The sequence below is a fragment of the Pseudoalteromonas sp. SiA1 genome (assembly GCF_018732205.1).
GTDB classification, from domain to species: domain Bacteria; phylum Pseudomonadota; class Gammaproteobacteria; order Enterobacterales; family Alteromonadaceae; genus Pseudoalteromonas; species Pseudoalteromonas tetraodonis.
This window is the reverse complement of record NZ_CP076085.1, coordinates 288,927-306,283: the sequence shown is the minus strand read 5'-3', so window position 1 is coordinate 306,283 and position 17,357 is coordinate 288,927. Positions and strand designations below refer to the sequence as shown.

General features: G+C 39.7%; 18 protein-coding genes and 1 pseudogene. 10 read left to right on the top strand and 9 right to left on the bottom strand.

Annotation, left to right across the window (positions count from 1 at the left end; all coding sequences use genetic code 11):
* Positions 1-10: 10 nt before the first annotated feature.
* The 5 genes from KK487_RS16825 to KK487_RS16805 form a co-directional block, all read right to left on the bottom strand.
* Entirely contained in the window at positions 11-1,075 is a 1,065-nt protein-coding gene (locus KK487_RS16825; protein WP_036955517.1) for an HlyD family secretion protein, read from the bottom strand.
* Positions 1,076-1,077: 2 nt separating this feature from the next.
* Positions 1,078-1,554: a MarR family winged helix-turn-helix transcriptional regulator gene (locus KK487_RS16820; protein WP_008110790.1), complete on the bottom strand. Its 477-nt coding sequence runs from the start codon at positions 1,552-1,554 to the stop codon at positions 1,078-1,080.
* A 91-nt stretch (positions 1,555-1,645) separates the two neighbouring features.
* The gene (locus KK487_RS16815) at positions 1,646-2,359 is read right to left on the bottom strand and encodes a type 1 glutamine amidotransferase (RefSeq protein WP_036955519.1); all 714 of its coding nucleotides are present in this window, start codon (positions 2,357-2,359) and stop codon (positions 1,646-1,648) included.
* Between the two features lie 77 nt (positions 2,360-2,436).
* Complete coding sequence (locus tag KK487_RS16810; protein ID WP_036955522.1) at positions 2,437-3,333, bottom strand: spermidine synthase; 897 nt, start codon at positions 3,331-3,333, stop codon at positions 2,437-2,439.
* Positions 3,320-3,946 carry a fused MFS/spermidine synthase gene (locus KK487_RS16805; protein ID WP_036955524.1) on the bottom strand — a complete coding sequence of 209 codons (627 nt, stop codon included), beginning with the start codon at positions 3,944-3,946 and terminating at the stop codon, positions 3,320-3,322. The genes KK487_RS16810 and KK487_RS16805 overlap by 14 nt, the downstream gene beginning before the upstream one ends.
* Before the next feature lie 162 nt (positions 3,947-4,108).
* Between KK487_RS16805 and KK487_RS16800 the strand changes: the two genes are divergently transcribed.
* Positions 4,109-6,184, top strand: coding sequence for a TonB-dependent siderophore receptor (locus tag KK487_RS16800; protein ID WP_036955527.1), 2,076 nt, complete (start codon positions 4,109-4,111; stop codon positions 6,182-6,184).
* 260 nt (positions 6,185-6,444) lie between these two features.
* Positions 6,445-7,053: a hypothetical protein gene (locus KK487_RS16795; RefSeq protein ID WP_036955530.1), complete on the top strand. Its 609-nt coding sequence runs from the start codon at positions 6,445-6,447 to the stop codon at positions 7,051-7,053.
* A gap of 293 nt (positions 7,054-7,346) precedes the next feature.
* Here KK487_RS16795 and KK487_RS16790 read toward each other — a convergent pair whose 3' ends face one another.
* Positions 7,347-9,428, bottom strand: coding sequence for a TonB-dependent hemoglobin/transferrin/lactoferrin family receptor (locus tag KK487_RS16790; protein ID WP_036955532.1), 2,082 nt, complete (start codon positions 9,426-9,428; stop codon positions 7,347-7,349).
* Between the two features lie 137 nt (positions 9,429-9,565).
* Here KK487_RS16790 and KK487_RS16785 point away from each other — a divergent pair, with 137 nt between their 5' ends.
* From KK487_RS16785 to KK487_RS16760, 6 genes and pseudogenes are all read left to right on the top strand, one after another.
* Entirely contained in the window at positions 9,566-10,375 is an 810-nt protein-coding gene (locus KK487_RS16785) for a heme/hemin ABC transporter substrate-binding protein (RefSeq protein ID WP_036955535.1), read from the top strand.
* Positions 10,372-11,424: a FecCD family ABC transporter permease gene (locus tag KK487_RS16780; RefSeq protein WP_024602445.1), complete on the top strand. Its 1,053-nt coding sequence runs from the start codon at positions 10,372-10,374 to the stop codon at positions 11,422-11,424. The genes KK487_RS16785 and KK487_RS16780 overlap by 4 nt, the downstream gene beginning before the upstream one ends.
* The gene (locus KK487_RS16775; protein ID WP_051894367.1) at positions 11,421-12,209 is read left to right on the top strand and encodes a heme ABC transporter ATP-binding protein; all 789 of its coding nucleotides are present in this window, start codon (positions 11,421-11,423) and stop codon (positions 12,207-12,209) included. The genes KK487_RS16780 and KK487_RS16775 overlap by 4 nt, the downstream gene beginning before the upstream one ends.
* Positions 12,206-12,949, top strand: coding sequence for a HugZ family pyridoxamine 5'-phosphate oxidase (locus KK487_RS16770; protein WP_036955541.1), 744 nt, complete (start codon positions 12,206-12,208; stop codon positions 12,947-12,949). The genes KK487_RS16775 and KK487_RS16770 overlap by 4 nt, the downstream gene beginning before the upstream one ends.
* Positions 12,946-13,119, top strand: coding sequence for a cupredoxin domain-containing protein (locus KK487_RS16765; protein ID WP_235190268.1), 174 nt, complete (start codon positions 12,946-12,948; stop codon positions 13,117-13,119). The genes KK487_RS16770 and KK487_RS16765 overlap by 4 nt, the downstream gene beginning before the upstream one ends.
* Before the next feature lie 197 nt (positions 13,120-13,316).
* Positions 13,317-13,657: pseudogene (locus KK487_RS16760) on the top strand (hypothetical protein); the annotation flags it as partial.
* Positions 13,658-13,699: 42 nt separating this feature from the next.
* Here the strand turns inward: KK487_RS16760 and KK487_RS16755 are convergent.
* On the bottom strand, positions 13,700-14,632 hold the full coding sequence (locus KK487_RS16755) for a ChaN family lipoprotein (RefSeq protein ID WP_036955592.1): 933 nt from the start codon (positions 14,630-14,632) through the stop codon (positions 13,700-13,702).
* A gap of 153 nt (positions 14,633-14,785) precedes the next feature.
* On the opposite strand from KK487_RS16755, the gene KK487_RS16750 reads away from it, so the two are divergent.
* The gene (locus KK487_RS16750; RefSeq protein ID WP_036955543.1) at positions 14,786-15,205 is read left to right on the top strand and encodes a hypothetical protein; all 420 of its coding nucleotides are present in this window, start codon (positions 14,786-14,788) and stop codon (positions 15,203-15,205) included.
* 38 nt (positions 15,206-15,243) lie between these two features.
* On the opposite strand, the gene KK487_RS16745 is transcribed toward KK487_RS16750, so the two are convergent.
* Both KK487_RS16745 and KK487_RS16740 read right to left on the bottom strand, forming a co-directional pair.
* Positions 15,244-15,687: a GNAT family N-acetyltransferase gene (locus tag KK487_RS16745; protein ID WP_033103202.1), complete on the bottom strand. Its 444-nt coding sequence runs from the start codon at positions 15,685-15,687 to the stop codon at positions 15,244-15,246.
* A 161-nt stretch (positions 15,688-15,848) separates the two neighbouring features.
* Positions 15,849-16,349, bottom strand: a complete 501-nt coding sequence (locus KK487_RS16740; RefSeq protein WP_008130525.1) for a lactoylglutathione lyase family protein — start codon at positions 16,347-16,349, stop codon at positions 15,849-15,851.
* Between the two features lie 104 nt (positions 16,350-16,453).
* On the opposite strand from KK487_RS16740, the gene KK487_RS16735 reads away from it, so the two are divergent.
* Positions 16,454-17,320 (top strand): LysR family transcriptional regulator, encoded by an 867-nt coding sequence (locus KK487_RS16735; RefSeq protein ID WP_215522218.1) that lies wholly within the window; start codon positions 16,454-16,456, stop codon positions 17,318-17,320.
* Positions 17,321-17,357 lie beyond the last annotated feature (37 nt).

The following is a 17,357-nucleotide window of genomic DNA, read 5'->3' as shown; positions in this document are numbered from 1 at the left end:
ACTCGCCCCACTAATAAATGTAATGTAACCAACTAATAAAGCGGATCTGTACTGATCCCAACCATTGACCTATAGCCGATTGTGGAAGTAACTGCACAGTGGCACGCGCACCACTGGGCATATTATTTATAAGCTGAGTGTTATTTGGCAGCACTAAATGAATACGTTGACGCTGAGCGTCACGAACCCAGCGGTTGCTGGTTTCGGTGGTGCTAAGTAATCCATTCGCACTAAGTTGCCCGTCACTAACACCTGCTTCGAAGGTTTCAATTTTAGCGTCGAATACTTCACCTGGTCGGCTGTCAAACACTACTTTTGCTAAACTGCCTGGCTGCATATTTAATAGTGACTTTTCACGAAAATCAGCCACTAAATCTGCTTTTCTTGCCACAATAGCAAGTAATGGCTTACCCGCAACAGCATAGGAACCCTCAAGTAACTGTAAATTAGCCACTACACCATCACTTAAAGCACGCACTTGCGTATAGGATAAGTTAAGCTCGGCTTGCGCTAACTGATTGGCCGCATGGCGCAATGCTAAATTATTTTGCCCCGAGTCGCCACGCGCTAAAACTGCTTCAGCGAGCTGTGCTTCAAAGGCGGCTAAATTAGATTGGCTTGCTGCAAAATTTGCACGAATGCTTTCAAGCTCTTGTTCCGAAATAGAGTTTTGTTTATAAAGCGTTTCGCCACGCTTTTTTAATAGCTGCTGCTCATGCAATTTAGCGTTAGCTGCACTTATTTGTGCCTCAAGCGCTTTTACATTGGTATCAAGGCGTTTATTTTGAAGTTTAGCATCGTCAAGGGCAAGCTGTGCTTGCTCAAGTGCTAGTTGGTAAGTATTTTTATCTATCTCAAATAATACATCACCCGCTTTAACCGCTTGGTTATTACTGATCAATACATCGGTAACACGGCCATTTATTTGCGGTGATATTTGCACAACCGGATGATAAACCCGTGCTTGTGGCGTAACCGGCAACCACACATCGGCAACAATATAATAAAAAAAGACAACAATAAAACCAACAAGCGAAACTTTAACGTAGCGGGCAAATTTTTGATCAGGTGTCATACTTATTTATCTCCAGATAAGCTTGCAATACAACGCCGCGCGTTTTCTTCCATTTGCACTAAACTGTGCGCCATACCATCAAGTTGCTCAGTACTTAAACCGGCATATAAACGCTGTTTAATATCGCTTGTTAGCTCTTTTAAATGTTCTAATAACTTTATACCCTCATCGGTAAAGTACAATTTTTTACTGCGTTTATCGTGTTCATCAACTTGTCGAATAACCAGATTTTGCTGCTCTAATTGCTTAATGGTGCGCGTTAATGAGGGCATTTCAATACCTAAACTGGTCGCCAACGCTTGCTGTGTTGCCCCTAAAGGTAAATGATGTAAGTGAATCATTGCCGTCCAGCGCGACTGAGTTAAACCTAAGGGTTCAACCGCCAGTGTCACCGCTTCTCGACATAAGCGGTGCACTCGGCCCATATTGCCGCATAAGGTTAAATCGAGTGTTTCATGAAAAGGAATAGTGCTACTCATAGGAACTCTTGCTTGTGAATATCCAGCAAATTTTAGCATTAGTTAGCAGGCTAAGTAAATATTTGGTATTTTAACTTCACGTAAATAAGTATTATTTAGATAAATAGTGTACGGCAAGCTTATCTAAGAAAGTATAAAGCTTATTGTTCATTTCACTATAGTCGTGACTTAAGAGCTTTTCGGGCTGTTCAACAAAGCGGTAATTATGGGCATTGGTTAAATCATCGTTGGCAATAAGGAGGGTAACCACCTCGGTGGTCAATTCCATGTGGCATTGAAAACCAAATACTAAATCGCTATAAGCGACTATTTGCCTTGGACAACCTTCGCTATAGGCAATAATACTGGCCGTAGCAGTCAGCCCTGGCATATCGTTATGCCAATGCCCCACATTAAGCTCACTGCCAAAATGGCTAAATAACGGATGATTCAAACCTGCATCAGTGAGGGTAATTGCAAACTTACCAATTTCCTTTTCTGGACTAGGTTGATAAGTCGCGCCTAACGCTTCACCAATTAATTGCGACCCCAAACAAACGCCTAACACCACTTTGTTTGCCGTGATCGCACTGGCAATAAAGGCTTGTTCTTTTTTGCTATCAAAATAAGGGCATTCTGCAAGCGATGTAGCGGGCGATTGTGGCCCACCCATTACGATTAAAAAATCGATATCATCGGTATGCTGAGGTAAGGGTTCAGCTAAATAAATACGGGTATAAGACAACGTATGGCCATTCATTTTAGCCCAAGCTTCATAAGCGCCTGGCGCTTCAAAATGTTCATGAATAATAAAGTGAATGTGCATTGCCGTTTCCTTAAAATATTATCTTTTTAATAATACCCTAGGGTCACCGGATATAAGTGACCATGTGATATCAGCCGCTAAAAGTTAAGTAAATTAGCGGGAGAGTATTGATCAGTCAGCACCTTAGTATCACTTGGCCAGTCCTTACCATCTTTAGTGAAAAACATACGTTGGCTAATTGCCTCTATATCGACATCATAAGGGGCAAGTAACGGAGCTAGTTGCTTAACCCGCTGTGCTATTTGTTGCTCTGTAGGGGTTTTGTTATAACCGGCTAAAATAATACGGTTACTATTATTATTGGCTGTTACATTAATAAAATCGCCAAATACCGCATGATAGGTTGCCGACTCATGCTCATAGAGTTTACTTGATGAAAACGTGTTAGCAGCCACAATTCCGCCTTCGGCTAATACGCTTTTTATCTCTTCAAAAAACTCTTTTGTGAGTAAGTGCTCAGGAATGTAATCGCCATTAAACGCATCTAAAATAATCCAATCAAATTGCTGACTTTTAAGCGCCGCACGTTTAATAAAAATACGCCCATCTTGTACTTTAGTAGTTACGTTATCGGTTTCTATAAAGTTAAAATAATCGCGCGCCACTTTAATTACCGAAGGATCTATTTCAACATTTTCAATGTGTGCCTTTGGGTATAGCTCATGAATCATATTAGAAAGCGTACCGCCACCTAAACCAATAATGAGCACATTTTTAGGGTTATCAATCAGTAATAAACTAGAAAAAGCCAACTTAGTATAATTAAATACCAGTTTTTTAGGGTCGCTAATGTACATGCAACTTTGGCTGCTTTGTCGGGTTTTTTCATCAAACTTTAAACAGCGTAAATCGCCAGTTTCTTCAACGAGTAAATTTCGATATAAAGAGCGCTCTTTATGCACCACATTACTCATACTATGAGCTGAAAATAGCAGCGCCATTATACTAATAAACAATAATTTAAGCTTGTGCATAAACGACCTCTCGCACTTTAAGTTTATCAAAGCTAATAGCAATTAGCCCAAGCGTGCCTAACACACCAGCAAAACCTAAAATAATGGTGTTAACATCAAACGCCAGTACCATATAAAAAGAGGTAATAATGGTGCCCAGCGCACTGCCTAAGGTACTTACAAAATAAAGGCCGCCAGCCACTTGGCCGCTGCGCTCACTATTGGTAACCAGCAAACGTACAGAGTAGGGCGAGATCATGCCTAAAATAATGGTGGGTATAAAAAATAACGCGGTTGAGGCGAGTAACGAGCCATAGCGACTGTCTTCAATATGCGAAAAAATAAATGCCATAATTGGCTCAGCAAACAAAGCAATGGGTAGTACCATAATACTGGCAACTAAAAAGATTAACCCATATTTGGTCAACGAAGGATGACGAATAGACAGCTTTCCCCCCAGTAAATACCCAAATGATAAGCTAAGCATAAATACAGTAATAATACTGCCCCAGATATGCACACTACTGCCAAAGTAAGGCGCTAAAATTCGCCCACCTAATAGCTCTATTCCCATAATACTAAAGCCACTACTAAACGCTAAAAAGTAAATTAATGCATTTGTTTTTGTTAACATTATATTGTTCTTATTGTGTTATTTTTATCCATCTTAACGTGATAGCTGCATAGTCGCTAGTGTAAAAATTAGACGCACACATAGAGCGCAAAAAAACATTTTGTTATAAAGTAACACATGCTATAGTTTTGGTTATAATATAACGTTACTAAAAAGCATTTTATGAAGTACTCATTAATTTACTTAGCCTGCTTAAGTGCAAGCGCACAAAGCCTTGCCCAAAGTCAACCAATAGAGAAAATTGCGGTTACATATAAACAAGCTTACCGAGGCGATATTCCTCAAAAGCAAATGCCACAATCAATCGAAACCCTCGATAACGCGATACTTGATCAAAAAGGAATAACTCAATTACAAGATGCGCTGGATTTTTCTGCCAGTATTTCACGTAAAAATAACAGTGGCGCATTATGGGATAGCTTTTCGATTCGTGGATTATCGGGTAACGAAAACATGCCATCGGGTTACTTAATTAATGGTTTTAGCGGTGGACGCGGATTCAGCGGCCCTCGTGATGTATCAAACATTGAGTACATTGAAGTATTAAAAGGCCCAGGCTCTGCACTTTATGGCCGCTCAGAACCCGGCGGTACAGTAAATATCGTAACCAAAAAACCTCAATTTGAGCAACAGGGTGAGCTAAAACTTAGCTTAGGTAGTGATAATTTTAATCGCGTTGAAGGTGACTATACAAACGGCATTAACGATAACACAGCATTTAGAATAAATGGCGCATGGCAAGATAGCGACAGCTACCGCGATGAGGTGTACACCCATAAAAAGGTGATTACGCCATCTATTTATCATCAAATAAACGCTTCAACCAGCATCACTTATGAATTTGAATACGTTGATTTAGCCCAGCTATTTGACCGTGGGGTTGTTGTACTTAATGATAATTTTAATACTGTTCCTAGCTCACGCTATTTAGGCAATCCAAACGATGGTGACACGCAAGTATATTCTCGTGGTCACCAAGTGACTTTAAATCATGATATAAACAATGAATGGTCACTCGTTGTAGGCGCAAACTACCGCAGCTCTACACTAACTGGGTTTTCGTCTGATGCTGAACTTGCACCCTCGCGCCAATCATTATTCGATGATGGCCGCACACTTACCCGCCAACAGCGCTACCGCGATTATGAAGTTGATGATACCAGCCTTAAATTTGAGCTAAGCGGGCATTTTGATACCGCAGGCATTACCCATCATTTATTAATGGGAGCCGACGCATACAAATACGACTTACGCACTGGACTTTATCGTTATCGCGGCGGTAACGGCACCTACACAATTGATATTTATCAACCTAATTATAACGTTGCGCGTCCTGAAGTAGGTTTACTCTACGAAAACAACGAACAACAAGATGCTTATGGTATATACGTTCAAGATCAAATGGATCTGACTGATAAATTTAAGCTATTAGTTGGCCTTAGGTTCGATAGCGTAGATCAAGACATTTTAGAAACCAAAAGTGCTGTGCTTTCAAGTAGCTCACAGAGCCAGGTAAGCCCGCGAATAGGCTTAGTATACGAGCTAAACAACGCTGTAACCTTATACAGCAGTTACTCTGAAGGCTTTTTACCATTAAGTGGCACAGATGCAAGTGGCGACCCATTTGGCTTTGAATACAGTGACTCAATTGAAGTAGGCGCTAAATTTAGCTACCAAGGCATAGCGGGTACCCTGGCATTATTTGATGCCACTAAAAGTAATATGTTAGTAGCCGACCCTGTAAACGTTGGCTTTTCAGCGCCTATTGGTAAAGCAAACAGTAAAGGTGTTGAACTCGATTTAAGTACTTACATTACTGATGATACAAAGTTTAATTTATCTTACGCTTATATAGATGCCAGTACTGCAAACGACATAATAAATGCTGATTGGGGCGTGCCAATCAAAAAAGGCAGCCCATTAGTAAATGTGCCTAAAAATAACTTAAATCTAACGCTTAGCCATCAAACGGTCGTTCTTGGTAAAGAGCTTGAGCTAGGGGCTAGTTATCAGTACACCAGTGAACGATTAGGCGATGCCGCCGATTTAACATTTAACTTACCGAGTTATCAATTAGTTGGCATTTTTGGACAAGTAAATTTAACCGAGCGCACCAAGTTAAATATCAGTGTTAACAACATTTTTGATGAAGAATATGCCCAAAGTAGCTACAACGCATTATGGGTTTACCCAGGTGCGCCTACTCAATTTAAGATGTCATTGGCCTATCAATTCTAACAATTTCATAGTCCCGATTAGCTATTTTAACGTCTAGTTATTTATAGTTTTTCATCCAAAGCGTCTTAATGTAGTGGTTAAGGCGCTTTTTTTATTTTTTTGTATAATACATAGCCGCTGTTAACCCCCTTTACAGTCACTTTCATATCATAAAATAGCTGTCTGCATTATGACATTTTAGGTACGCTGTATTATAAAACATGTTATAAATATCACACTAAAATACAGCGACTCCGGTTAGATTTAAAGGACAAAAATAAATGGATACAAGCAGCAATAATAGCTCGTTAATTATTTTTCTTATTTCTGCATGTTTATTGTTACCATTCCTAGAAAGCATGCATGGTGGAGCGCTATGGGGGTTAAATTGGCACTCACCACGGCTTATGGATACATTAAGCCATAATCTACTTTATATAAAATTAGTGTTGGTAATTACGGGTTTAATATTGCTTTTCACCAAACCTAAAAAAATTAAAAGCATAATTAAAAATAAAATAGCCCAGTGGTTGTTCTATATCATTCTTACATTAGTCGGTGTAATACAAATTCCTTTTTTGTGTTTAGGGATTTTAGTCAATGGTTCTTCATTATCAACGCCTGATTATATTCACAAACAAAGCACGTTTACTGATCGTACTATTTATATTTACACCGCAGACCCTGGGGCAATGGGGAAAGCCTACCATTATGCGTATTTAAATTGCCCGCTAGCATTTGGCCGTTATGAGCTAAAGCGAATTGCTAAACTCAATTGGATGCGCGAATATACGTTTTACATTGAAAAGAATAATCTGATAGTAATTGATAAAAATTCTGATGGTTTAACGCATACTTTTGATATGAGTGATGTAACCTGTTCGAGCTGATATCTCCTTTTTATAATTAGCTTAGGTTTCTGGTGTTGAATACGCATGCCATAAGTGCCTTTAGTAAACCAATATTGATTTAAACGCACTCTTTTGAAAATGCATGCATAGTGCTATTGAAATATATGAGCAGTACAAAAATTATAGAGACGTAAACCCCCTTTACACTATGGTGCAATACGCAGTGTTTTCTAGTGCTTTATATACCAATCAGCTTAGACATAAAAAAATTCAATCCGTTAAATTATTCAGATATTTATGCCGATTGGTATATATACAACTTTTAATATTAATTAAAACTGATAGCTTATCCGAGCCGAAACATTACGTCCTGGTTGGCTATATTGGCTAAAATCAGTACCTTTGGATTGACCAGCAATAAGTTCAAACGGTACGTACTCTTTATCGAGTAGGTTAAGTAAACCTACATTCATTTGCCATGCTTGCCACTGATAATTTGCATATAAATCAACAACACCATAACCGTTACCTTGTGTTGTTTTATTACCATTAGTATCAAGTACTACATCAGACTGCGCCTTAGCTAAACGCCAAGCAGCGGTCCAATTAACATTGCCAAACTCAGTGCTTACTAATATAGAACCATTTAACGGGCTAATACTAGTGAGTGGCTGGTCAGAGTCTTTGTTTTCACCATCTACGTAAGCAACATTGGCTTCTAATAAAATATCGTCGGTAACATACATAGCAATACCAGCTTCTACACCGCTGATCTGGGTTTCGCTAATATTTTGATATTGGTAAAATGTTTTATTTACATTAGGAATATAAGTTGGTTCAACACCCGCGATTGTTGTTTCGATAAAGTCATCATAGGCAGCATAAAAAGTACTTAGATTTACACTAATATCGCTACTTGCGTATCTTAATCCGATCTCGAATGAGTCACTGCTTTCAGGGTCTAAATCTGCGTTTGGTAATATTTGATAAAATGGCTCAACACCATGGCTTTGATAAGCTTGGTCATGTGGCGGTATTTTAAAGCCTCGAACATATTGCCCATACCAAGATAAATTATCGTCTACCTGATAAATCACACCCAGCTTTGGTGAAAACGCAGACTCGGTAATATCATCAAGCTCGATGTCAGCGTATAGCGCATCTTTTTTTGCTTCAAGTGCATAATAATCGTAACGAATACCCGCAACTAACGACCAATCAGTCTCATTAAATTTAATACTGTCTTGCATATATACACCAACTAAAGAAGTATCGGCGCCAGGAAATGCTTTTTGTTTTTCATTCGTAAAATCAACAGTACCATCATTTAATACACGGGTTTTTAAGCGTGGTCGAGTAGTATCATATAAATCAATATCTACTCCATAAACAAATTCATGCTCGGTATTTACTCCTTTAACTTCCTTACTAAATACCGCTTTTAGGCCTAGAATATCTTGCTCAAACCCGTAGTCATTATAATCGATGTAATTTCTAGCTGCGCTTATTTGGTCACTTTGTTGCTCGTATCGACTATAAGATAGTTGCCCATACCATTTATCAAATATAGCTGTTGCCATATCTGAATCATAATCGAGTCCAAATGAGATATTTGTGTCTTCGTCTTCGGTTTCTTGAATGGATGGAGAGATTACTTGTTCTGTCGTTTGATTAAAGTAATCTAAGGTATACTTAAGGGTGCGTTTTTCATCAAGCTTTTGCTCAACTTTAAGCAGCAAAGCGTCCGAGCGGGCATCGTAACCTGGTAAATCTTCAACGTAATTTTGTACTTCTTCACTATCGCGATGGCTATAAACAGCGCTAATAGCAAAGTCACCTAAATCTTTTGCTGCTGTAATATCAGCAGCAACCTGATTACTTTGGCCTTGGTAGCCTAACGCTACTTTTACCAAGCTTTGTTGATCCGCTAAATAATCACTCGGGTCTTTAGTTGTTATTACTACAATCCCCCCTAGTGCATCAGAACCATATAGCGATGATGCCGCCCCTTTTGCAACTTCAACTTGTTTAACACCTGCAACATCAAAGTAGTTTCGACCCACTAAATAACCGCCGCCGCCAGCGTAGCCATCGTTTGTGCGTCTTCCATCTTTAATAAAAACAACTCTATTGCCACCAACACCCCGTACAGTTAATGTTTGCGCGCCTGCGCCACTGCCAGTACTTGAGATACTTGGATCGTATTTAAACATAGTTTGTAAATCTACAGCGAGCTGACGCTCAATATCTTGTTCGGTAATAACCGTTACTGAGCCAGTCACATCTTCAAGCTTTTGTTCAAAACGAGAGCCACTAACCACAATATGATCGTCAATAACATTTTCGGCCAGTGCGCTACCAGAGCTAATTAACAAAGAGGCTAATGCTGTAAATTTAAAAGAAAAGGGATTCATCTCCACTCCAAATGATAATAGTTATTATTTACTTTTAAATGGTACAACTAACCCAAAACAAGATCAATTGATTATGATAATCATTTTCATTTAGATTAAAATGGTTATAATACTAAAAAATAAAATCGGAGTTTGTTATGAAGTACCTAATTTTTTTTCTGGCTTTAGCCACTCAATCAGCACTCGCGAAAGACCGTGTGATCAGTGCTGGCGGCACATTAACTGAAATAATCTACGCACTAGAAAAACAAAATAGTTTAGTAGCGGTTGACCAATCAAGTATGTATCCGCAACAAGCAACACAGTTGCCACAGGTAGGCTACTATCGAGATCTAGCCGCAGAGGGAGTGCTTTCAATGCGCCCAACTTTGTTACTTGCACTTGAAGGTGCAGGAAGAGAGCAGGCGTTAAAGCAAATAGAAGCGACCGGAGTGAAGGTTATTCACTATAAAAAACCGACATCTGTAAATGAACTGCTTGCGCTAATTAAGCACCTTGGTAGTGATTTAGATGCAAACCTAAAAGCTCAAAATCTGATTACTAAAATAAAAAAATCGTTACCTACTAAAGCAAAAACACAGACTCACAACGCTTTATTTTTACTTTCAGCTAATGAGCGTGGGCTCGTCGCAGCAGGGCAAGAAACGGTGCCCAACTTACTGTTTAATTATGCGGGCATTACCAATATAGCTGCTACGCATAAAGGCTTTAAAGCAATTAACAGTGAAGTACTGGCTGTAAGTCAGCCCGATTTTTTAGTGGCGCCAGCGCATGTTGTGCAAAGCCTTGGTGGGAAACAAGCCTTTTGTAAGCAACCTACACTACGTTTATTAAAAGCAGCGCAAGAGTGTCAGTTACTGGTCATGGACAGCTTACTTTCACTGGGCATGTCGCCGCGTATTGCAACTGCGATTCAAGCATTGCATGAGTATAAAACACGCTTATGAGCACGTTAACTTTGAATCGTTTTAACGCCATAACACTCAGTAATCCGCATAAGTGGATGCTATTAAGTTATGGCTGCATTTTTGCTTTAGCATTACTTAGCATAGGTTATGGAGCAGCAGGATGGGATTGGCGTTTAGCGATTGCATGGCTAGCTCCTGAACATTTTAGTCAATTTGATGCGCTACAAATCAATGTGGTTACACAAATACGCCTGCCTCGTTTTGTACTTGCAGTGATGGTGGGGTTAGTACTTGCACAAACAGGGGCTGCAACCCAAGCGCTGTGTCGTAACCCGCTTGCTGATCCCTCTATTATTGGTATAAGCGCAGGCGCTGCAATGGTCGCGGTTGCTTTTATCGCCCTTAGTGCACAATTTAATTTTAACGCCCAACACTACTTACCGTATGCCTCATTTTTGGGCGCACTATCAGTAACGTCGCTGGTATATTTAGTCTCAAAACAACAAAAACAAATTAATATAAATACACTTATATTAGTCGGTGTCGCCATTAATGCATTGGCATTCGCTGTTATTGGGCTATTAAGTTTTTATGCCGATGACAGCGCACTGCGGTTAATTAACTATTGGACCATGGGCTCATTAGGCGGTGCGAGCTGGGATAATATAAAACAGGCGAGTCCTTTGCTTTTACTGAGCCTTATCGGGCTATGGCGATTAAAAGAGCCAATGAATCTACTTCTTATCGGTGAATCACAAGCTCAATACTTAGGCGTCGATACCAGCAAGCTTAAATTATACGTCATTATATTAGTTGCATTGGGTGTTGGTGCGGTGGTTGCGCTAACAGGTTTAATTGGCTTTGTTGGTTTAGTTGTCCCTCACATCGCACGCCTCATGGTTGGCCCACACTTACGAAATATGCTGCCACTTTGTATGCTTTTAGGTGTGATTGTGTTGCTACTTTCAGATTGGTTAGCACGCTTGGTTGTTATGCCTGCGGAGCTGCCGATAGGCATTATAACGGCGTTACTTGGGGCTCCACTATTTATATATTTAATCATTAAAAATAAGCGAGATTGGTCATGATCACGTTTAACAACCTCAATATAGGCTTTAACACGCATCGTGTTTTAGAGGGTATTAGCGGCAATATCCAAGCAGGACAACTTGTCGCTCTGATAGGCGAAAATGGTGCAGGTAAATCAACCTTACTGCATACTTTGGCAGGCATGCATCCCTTTGAGGGAGATATACTATTTAATACCAAGCCTTTGCATTCATTTTCTAAAGAGCAATTAGCTAGCAAGCGCGCTGTAATGATGCAAAGTAACCATGTTGGCTTTGATTTTAGTGTATTTGAACTCATTGCTATGGGTCGCTATCCCTATACAGAGTCTCTTAAAACACAAGCCAATAAAGTTCAAAAATATGCCTCACTTATGGATTTAACCCATTACCTAACACGTCGAATGAGTGCGCTTTCAGGCGGCGAACAACAGCGTGTTCATATGGCGCGCACATTAGCCCAGTTAGATGCTTTTACTGCGCAAACTGAGCCTAAATTAATGTTACTCGATGAGCCAACATCAGCGCTAGATATGCGTCATCAACATGCTTTACTTAGCTGTGTTAGAACCTTTGTAGAGCAAGGAAACAGCGCCATTATTGCTATACACGATCTTAATTTAGCAAGCCTTTATGCAACCAACGCTATTTTATTACACAACCAAAAAGTGCTGCAAAGCGGATCTATAAATACCGTTTTAACAGCACAAAACTTACAACAAATGTACGCCATGAAATTGCACGTTAACCCTCACCCTTATAACGATGCGCCCATGGTTTTTTCTCAACGTCAGGAGTTTTCATGAGAGAACAAGCATTAAACGACGCACGTACGCTCGTTTTTAAAACCCATGCCGGCGTAATGTCGACCATTTCAAATAATTTACGCGGCTATCCGTTTGGCTCTGTTACACCTTATATGTGTGACGAACAAGGTCGCATCTACTTTTTTATTAGTGACATAGCTCAGCATACCAAAAATTTAAAACAGGACTCACGCATGAGTCTGACTATTTTTGATGCCGCCGATTATGGCGATCAAAACGAACATGGGCGAGTAACACTCGTAGGTGATGGCTCTATTGTGGCAAAAGAGCAAAGCGAAGTGCTACTTGATAAATATATAGCTTTGTACCCTGAGGCTGCAAGCTATCGCAATGCGCATGATTTTCAGCTTTGGCAATTAGATGTAGTACGGGTGCGTTATATTGGCGGTTTTGGAAAAATATTTTGGCTTGAGCAAAACGAGTGGCAAGCTCAGCCTAAAAAGTGGGATGAAAGCCAGCAGCAAAGCATGATCACTCATATGAATGAAGATCATCAAGATGCTATGTCGCTGATATTAATGCAGCACTATAACGTAGCCGATAACACCCCAATAATGAGCGGCCTACTACCCACAGGCTTTTATATACAAAGCCACAAGCGTAATTACTTTATTAATTTTGCGAACGAGTGCGATAGCCCATTAGCCGTGCGAAAAGCACTTGTAGCCTTAACAAATCAAGCTCGAAACAGCTCAAACCAACTAGCACAGACAGTATGAAAAAATTAATAGCCTTACTAAGCACTACACTGCTACTGAGTACCAATGCTGCATATGCAGACGAATGCACACTAAATATAGATGCAAACGATATGATGCAGTTTTCAACTAAAACACTAAGCGCCCCTAAAAGCTGTAAGCAAGTGACCGTAAAGCATAGGGCGTGTTGAACTTTGCGGATTGGAATTTGTTCAATCTAGGGGCGATTAAGTCGCGGCGCGAGATTTGTAACCTGGTGGGCTAAGTAAAAATCGAGCAACAATGAGTTTATCGCCCCTAGGCAGAACCCGAAGGACAGCGCATGTTTGGTATTTATGCTGCGTTATCGCCTATTTATGTGGAATAACCACACTTCATAGGCTCTGTCTTGCCTAAAAACCAAACACACTGCTGCAAATTCAACCATCAAAGATCAACACGCCCTTGCCACACCGGTAAATTACCTGCCAATGTAATGGGTCATAACTGGGTGCTATCTACGATTAAAACATGCAAGGTATTATCACAGATGGCAACGCTGCAGGGCTTAGCAACCACTACATAAAGCCTAATGATAGTCGTGTGATTGGTGCTACAGACATTATTGGCGGCGGTAAAACAACCGACGTTACTTTTAAAACCAGCGGCTTAACCGCCGGAACCGATTACACTTTCTTTTGCTCTTTTCCTGGCCATTACGCCATGATGAAAGGCACATTTACGCTTAAGTAAATATTAAAAAGTGTATTACACAAACACAGTGCCAACCTATTATTGGCACTGTGTTTTCTCCCCTCGTTTGGCTAAAGCTTTAAATGCAGCTTGTTGATGTGCTTTTTGCACATAGCGAGCAGGCAAAGCGTTAACTTCTAATTGATAACCACTTTGCTCAGATTGTACCTTTGATACTGGCGAAACCCATACAACATTAAGCTCTGGGGCAATTCGCTTAATTACCCGCGCTATGCCTTCACCATTTCTCACATGAAAGTCACCAGCTAAATGTATAACCTGCGTGCCCTTATTTTGACTAATATAGTTAACGATAGACTCAGCCATGGTTTCGTCCCAAGTAACTTGCGCGGCGTAAAGTTTTTCGTTTTTACTCGCCGTTCCATGATGCATGGATTGCATAAAGCGTTCTTTATAAAGGCTTGGAGAAGTATCTATCTCTTTTGCAATAAAACTACGCTGTTGTGGGTCGAGTTTATTAATATAATTAATACCTTGGCGACCAATACAGGTAACAATATGCTTAGGCGCATTTGCAGCTATTACATCGCTATTTTGTATCTTCGCCAATTCCACTAACGCACGATAATCGCTCTTATAATTAGGCCAAGCCTTAGTATTATCAATTAGGTATTGTTCACCTATTTTACTCTCAAGATAAAGGTTTAGTGTTTGCTGATCAGCGCGACTAAATTGCTCAAGCGATAAGGCAATAGGCTTATTTTGTGTGCTTAATTGCTGAAATAGCTGAGCCTGAAATAAGTGCACACCGGGGTGTGTATGCCATTCACCGACTAAAACAACATCGGCATTCAAAAGCGTGGACTCTGACAATATTGAATTAACTCGCTGACCCTTTGCATTATAAAGCCCATAATTATACAAGGATGAATTTTGAGATACTGATACTGTGTTTATACTGCAGCCTGATAATCCACTGAGTAAAAGAAGTGCTAAAAATGGGTTTTTCATATCGGTTTTTATAAAAATAAGAATCAAAACAATGACATTAGTATACACAACAAACTGCTTCAAACCCACAAATACAAATAAAAACAATTATCATTTGGTTTTTAGAGGTTTCTGTTTTACAGTCTTAAAAAATATACAGATATGGAACGCCCCATGGCCTTACCTTTTTTATGTGCTCGACACAAACAACATGTTTTATGTCAACCAGAACAAGCAATTATAGATATTCAAAACGCACAGCTAAGTGGCGAAGCGCTGTTTAAACGATACCAATTTGCACAAGCATTGCCATACTTGGGGTGTGCACTTGAAAGTGCGTCCTTATTAGCTCAAATGTATAACTGTGCGAATAAACAGCAAATCATACAAATTACCTCTCTTACAGAGCGCCTTTATTCCACACTTCACTTTTTAGGCGAACAAAGTGCTGCGCACAATGCACTCATACAATCTATTAATCTGTTAAACGAGATATTGTATAGTGACGATGAATATCATGACTTAGCGCTTTCATGCATTACACAGCTAAAAAATTTAGCACTGCAACATCCTCCACATCTTACTCAGCACTAATTTTTATGGCAATAAGCAACGCGCTAAACAAAATTGGGTTAACTTTTTATATTAATAATGGCCAACATATCTTCTTCATCTTCATCTAGGCCAACTTCTTCAAACCCAAAACTAGAATAAAAATCCTTAGCAACAGGGTTTTTCGGGTTATAACAAATCTCGATTTGTTCAAGCTTAGAAGTCGTTTTAATCTCTGCAATTGCCATGGTAAGTGCTTGGCGGCCAATACCTTTATTTTGATGATGTTCATCTACCATAAAACGCCAAATAGAAACTTTTGTAGGGGTTTCTTGCACCCACATAAAAAAGCCTACAGGCTCATTATTTTGGTAAATAGCTTTACAGGTATGCCCAACATTATAATGAGACTCAACAAGCGACCACATATTACACGCTACATATTCTTGTTGCGCTTCGGTAACGTCTAAATCGCATACCTCTTCGTAATTAGCAGAGGTGATATCTTCCAATAAAATGTTCATTATTGTCCTTAATTTCAAACATGGAGTTATAAGTAGTTTTGTTTTATCACGTTATCAGCACTAATACATCTAGGCAATGTATTCTTTTTAGGCACAAAAAGGCCGCAGTAATAAATACTGCGGCCTTTGTTTTTAGCTAAACTTTTTTAGACTAGCTAAGTTTAATAAGCGCCTGCGCTGTATATAAGCTCGTAGCTGTGGCTGTAAATCTCAAGGATGTTACCAAACGGGTCTTCCATGTAGATCATGCGGTACGGCTTTTCGCCAGGGTAATAGTAACGTGGCTCTGGCATACGTTTTTTACCACCTGCAGCAACAATACGATCCGCTAAGCCTTCTACATCTGGGTCTTGTACACAGAAATGGAAGATACCGGTTTTCCAGTATTCAAAGTTGTCTTTAGGGTTTTCTTGGTCTTTAAATTCAAAAATTTCTACACCAATACGATCGCCTGTTGAAAGGTGCGCTATTTTAAATTTTTCCCAATTTGGACCAAATACATCGGTACACATTTCGCCAATTGGGCTGTTATCTTCAGTGATCACGGTAGGCTCCATTATGGTGTACCAGCCCATCACCTTAGTGTAAAACTCTACGGCTTTTTCAACATCCGGTACTGAAATACCAATGTGCGAAAAACTACGTGGATATGTATGACTCATAATAAATACTCCTACTTAACTATGTTTAGTTGATGGAGTTAGTTTACGAATTGACCAACATTAAGTAAAATTATCATTAATCATCATTTTGAGTATATTTTGTAATGATAAATCCGACATGGTTAAACACGTTTTGTACTTTAGTTGATGTAAATCATTTTACCCAAACCGCCGAGCGCCTTTATATGACCCAGTCAGGCGTAAGCCAACATATAAAAAAGTTAGAGCAGCAACTAGATTGCGCCTTGCTTGAGCGTCACGGTAAACAATTTACGCTTACTATTCAGGGTCAAAATTTATATCAGCAGGGTAGTCAGTTACTCAAAGAATGGCAGTTTTTAGAGCAGCAATTAAAAGATGATTCACCTTACAGCGGTTTAGTTAAAATACAGTCGCCAGGCAGTTGCGGGCTAAAGTTTTACAATCAACTATTAGCATTGCAAGTAGAGTACAAGGAGCTAATTATAGATTACCGCTTTGCTCCAAATACCAGTGTTGAACAAGCAGTGGCCAATCATAGTGCCGATATTGGCTTTTTAACTCAAGCGCCTACCCTTAGTGAAGTTACCAGCCACAAAATTGGTAAAGAATGCCTATTATTAGTAACGCCCGCACATATAGAAAACCCAACATGGAGCGCATTAAATCAACTAGGTTTTATTAGCCACCCCGATGCAAAACATCATGCACAGCTTTTATTAAGTGAAAATTTCCCAGAATTTGAATATGTTGATCAAATTAAGCAAACGGGGTTTTCTAACCAAATAAGTTTAATACTGGAGCCGGTAAGTTTAGGGCTGGGTTTTACGGTTTTACCCGCACACGCAGTAAGTGCTTTTAATAAACCTGCGCTTATTAAAACGCATCATTTAACCAAACCAATTAGCGAAAATATTTATGTGTGTCACCACCGAAATAGACCATTAGCAAAGCGTATGCATAGCGTTATTAACGCAATAAAAGCAGGCTAGGGCACCCAAATCAGCGCCCGTAAAGCCCCTTTACAGC

What these genes read in the sequence shown, in the direction of transcription:
- KK487_RS16775 (WP_051894367.1), top strand. Translation starts at nt 11,421, where the DNA reads ATGATCACGTTTAACAACCTCAATATAGGCTTTAACACGCATCGTGTT.
- KK487_RS16745 (WP_033103202.1), bottom strand. Translation starts at nt 15,687, where the DNA reads ATGAACATTTTATTGGAAGATATCACCTCTGCTAATTACGAAGAGGTA.
- KK487_RS16825 (WP_036955517.1), bottom strand. Translation starts at nt 1,075, where the DNA reads ATGACACCTGATCAAAAATTTGCCCGCTACGTTAAAGTTTCGCTTGTT.
- KK487_RS16805 (WP_036955524.1), bottom strand. Translation starts at nt 3,946, where the DNA reads ATGTTAACAAAAACAAATGCATTAATTTACTTTTTAGCGTTTAGTAGT.
- KK487_RS16740 (WP_008130525.1), bottom strand. Translation starts at nt 16,349, where the DNA reads ATGAGTCATACATATCCACGTAGTTTTTCGCACATTGGTATTTCAGTA.
- KK487_RS16790 (WP_036955532.1), bottom strand. Translation starts at nt 9,428, where the DNA reads ATGAATCCCTTTTCTTTTAAATTTACAGCATTAGCCTCTTTGTTAATT.
- KK487_RS16785 (WP_036955535.1), top strand. Translation starts at nt 9,566, where the DNA reads ATGAAGTACCTAATTTTTTTTCTGGCTTTAGCCACTCAATCAGCACTC.
- KK487_RS16815 (WP_036955519.1), bottom strand. Translation starts at nt 2,359, where the DNA reads ATGCACATTCACTTTATTATTCATGAACATTTTGAAGCGCCAGGCGCT.
- KK487_RS16820 (WP_008110790.1), bottom strand. Translation starts at nt 1,554, where the DNA reads ATGAGTAGCACTATTCCTTTTCATGAAACACTCGATTTAACCTTATGC.
- KK487_RS16770 (WP_036955541.1), top strand. Translation starts at nt 12,206, where the DNA reads ATGAGAGAACAAGCATTAAACGACGCACGTACGCTCGTTTTTAAAACC.
- KK487_RS16780 (WP_024602445.1), top strand. Translation starts at nt 10,372, where the DNA reads ATGAGCACGTTAACTTTGAATCGTTTTAACGCCATAACACTCAGTAAT.
- KK487_RS16795 (WP_036955530.1), top strand. Translation starts at nt 6,445, where the DNA reads ATGGATACAAGCAGCAATAATAGCTCGTTAATTATTTTTCTTATTTCT.
- KK487_RS16735 (WP_215522218.1), top strand. Translation starts at nt 16,454, where the DNA reads ATGATAAATCCGACATGGTTAAACACGTTTTGTACTTTAGTTGATGTA.
- KK487_RS16750 (WP_036955543.1), top strand. Translation starts at nt 14,786, where the DNA reads ATGGCCTTACCTTTTTTATGTGCTCGACACAAACAACATGTTTTATGT.
- KK487_RS16810 (WP_036955522.1), bottom strand. Translation starts at nt 3,333, where the DNA reads ATGCACAAGCTTAAATTATTGTTTATTAGTATAATGGCGCTGCTATTT.
- KK487_RS16800 (WP_036955527.1), top strand. Translation starts at nt 4,109, where the DNA reads ATGAAGTACTCATTAATTTACTTAGCCTGCTTAAGTGCAAGCGCACAA.
- KK487_RS16755 (WP_036955592.1), bottom strand. Translation starts at nt 14,632, where the DNA reads ATGAAAAACCCATTTTTAGCACTTCTTTTACTCAGTGGATTATCAGGC.
- KK487_RS16765 (WP_235190268.1), top strand. Translation starts at nt 12,946, where the DNA reads ATGAAAAAATTAATAGCCTTACTAAGCACTACACTGCTACTGAGTACC.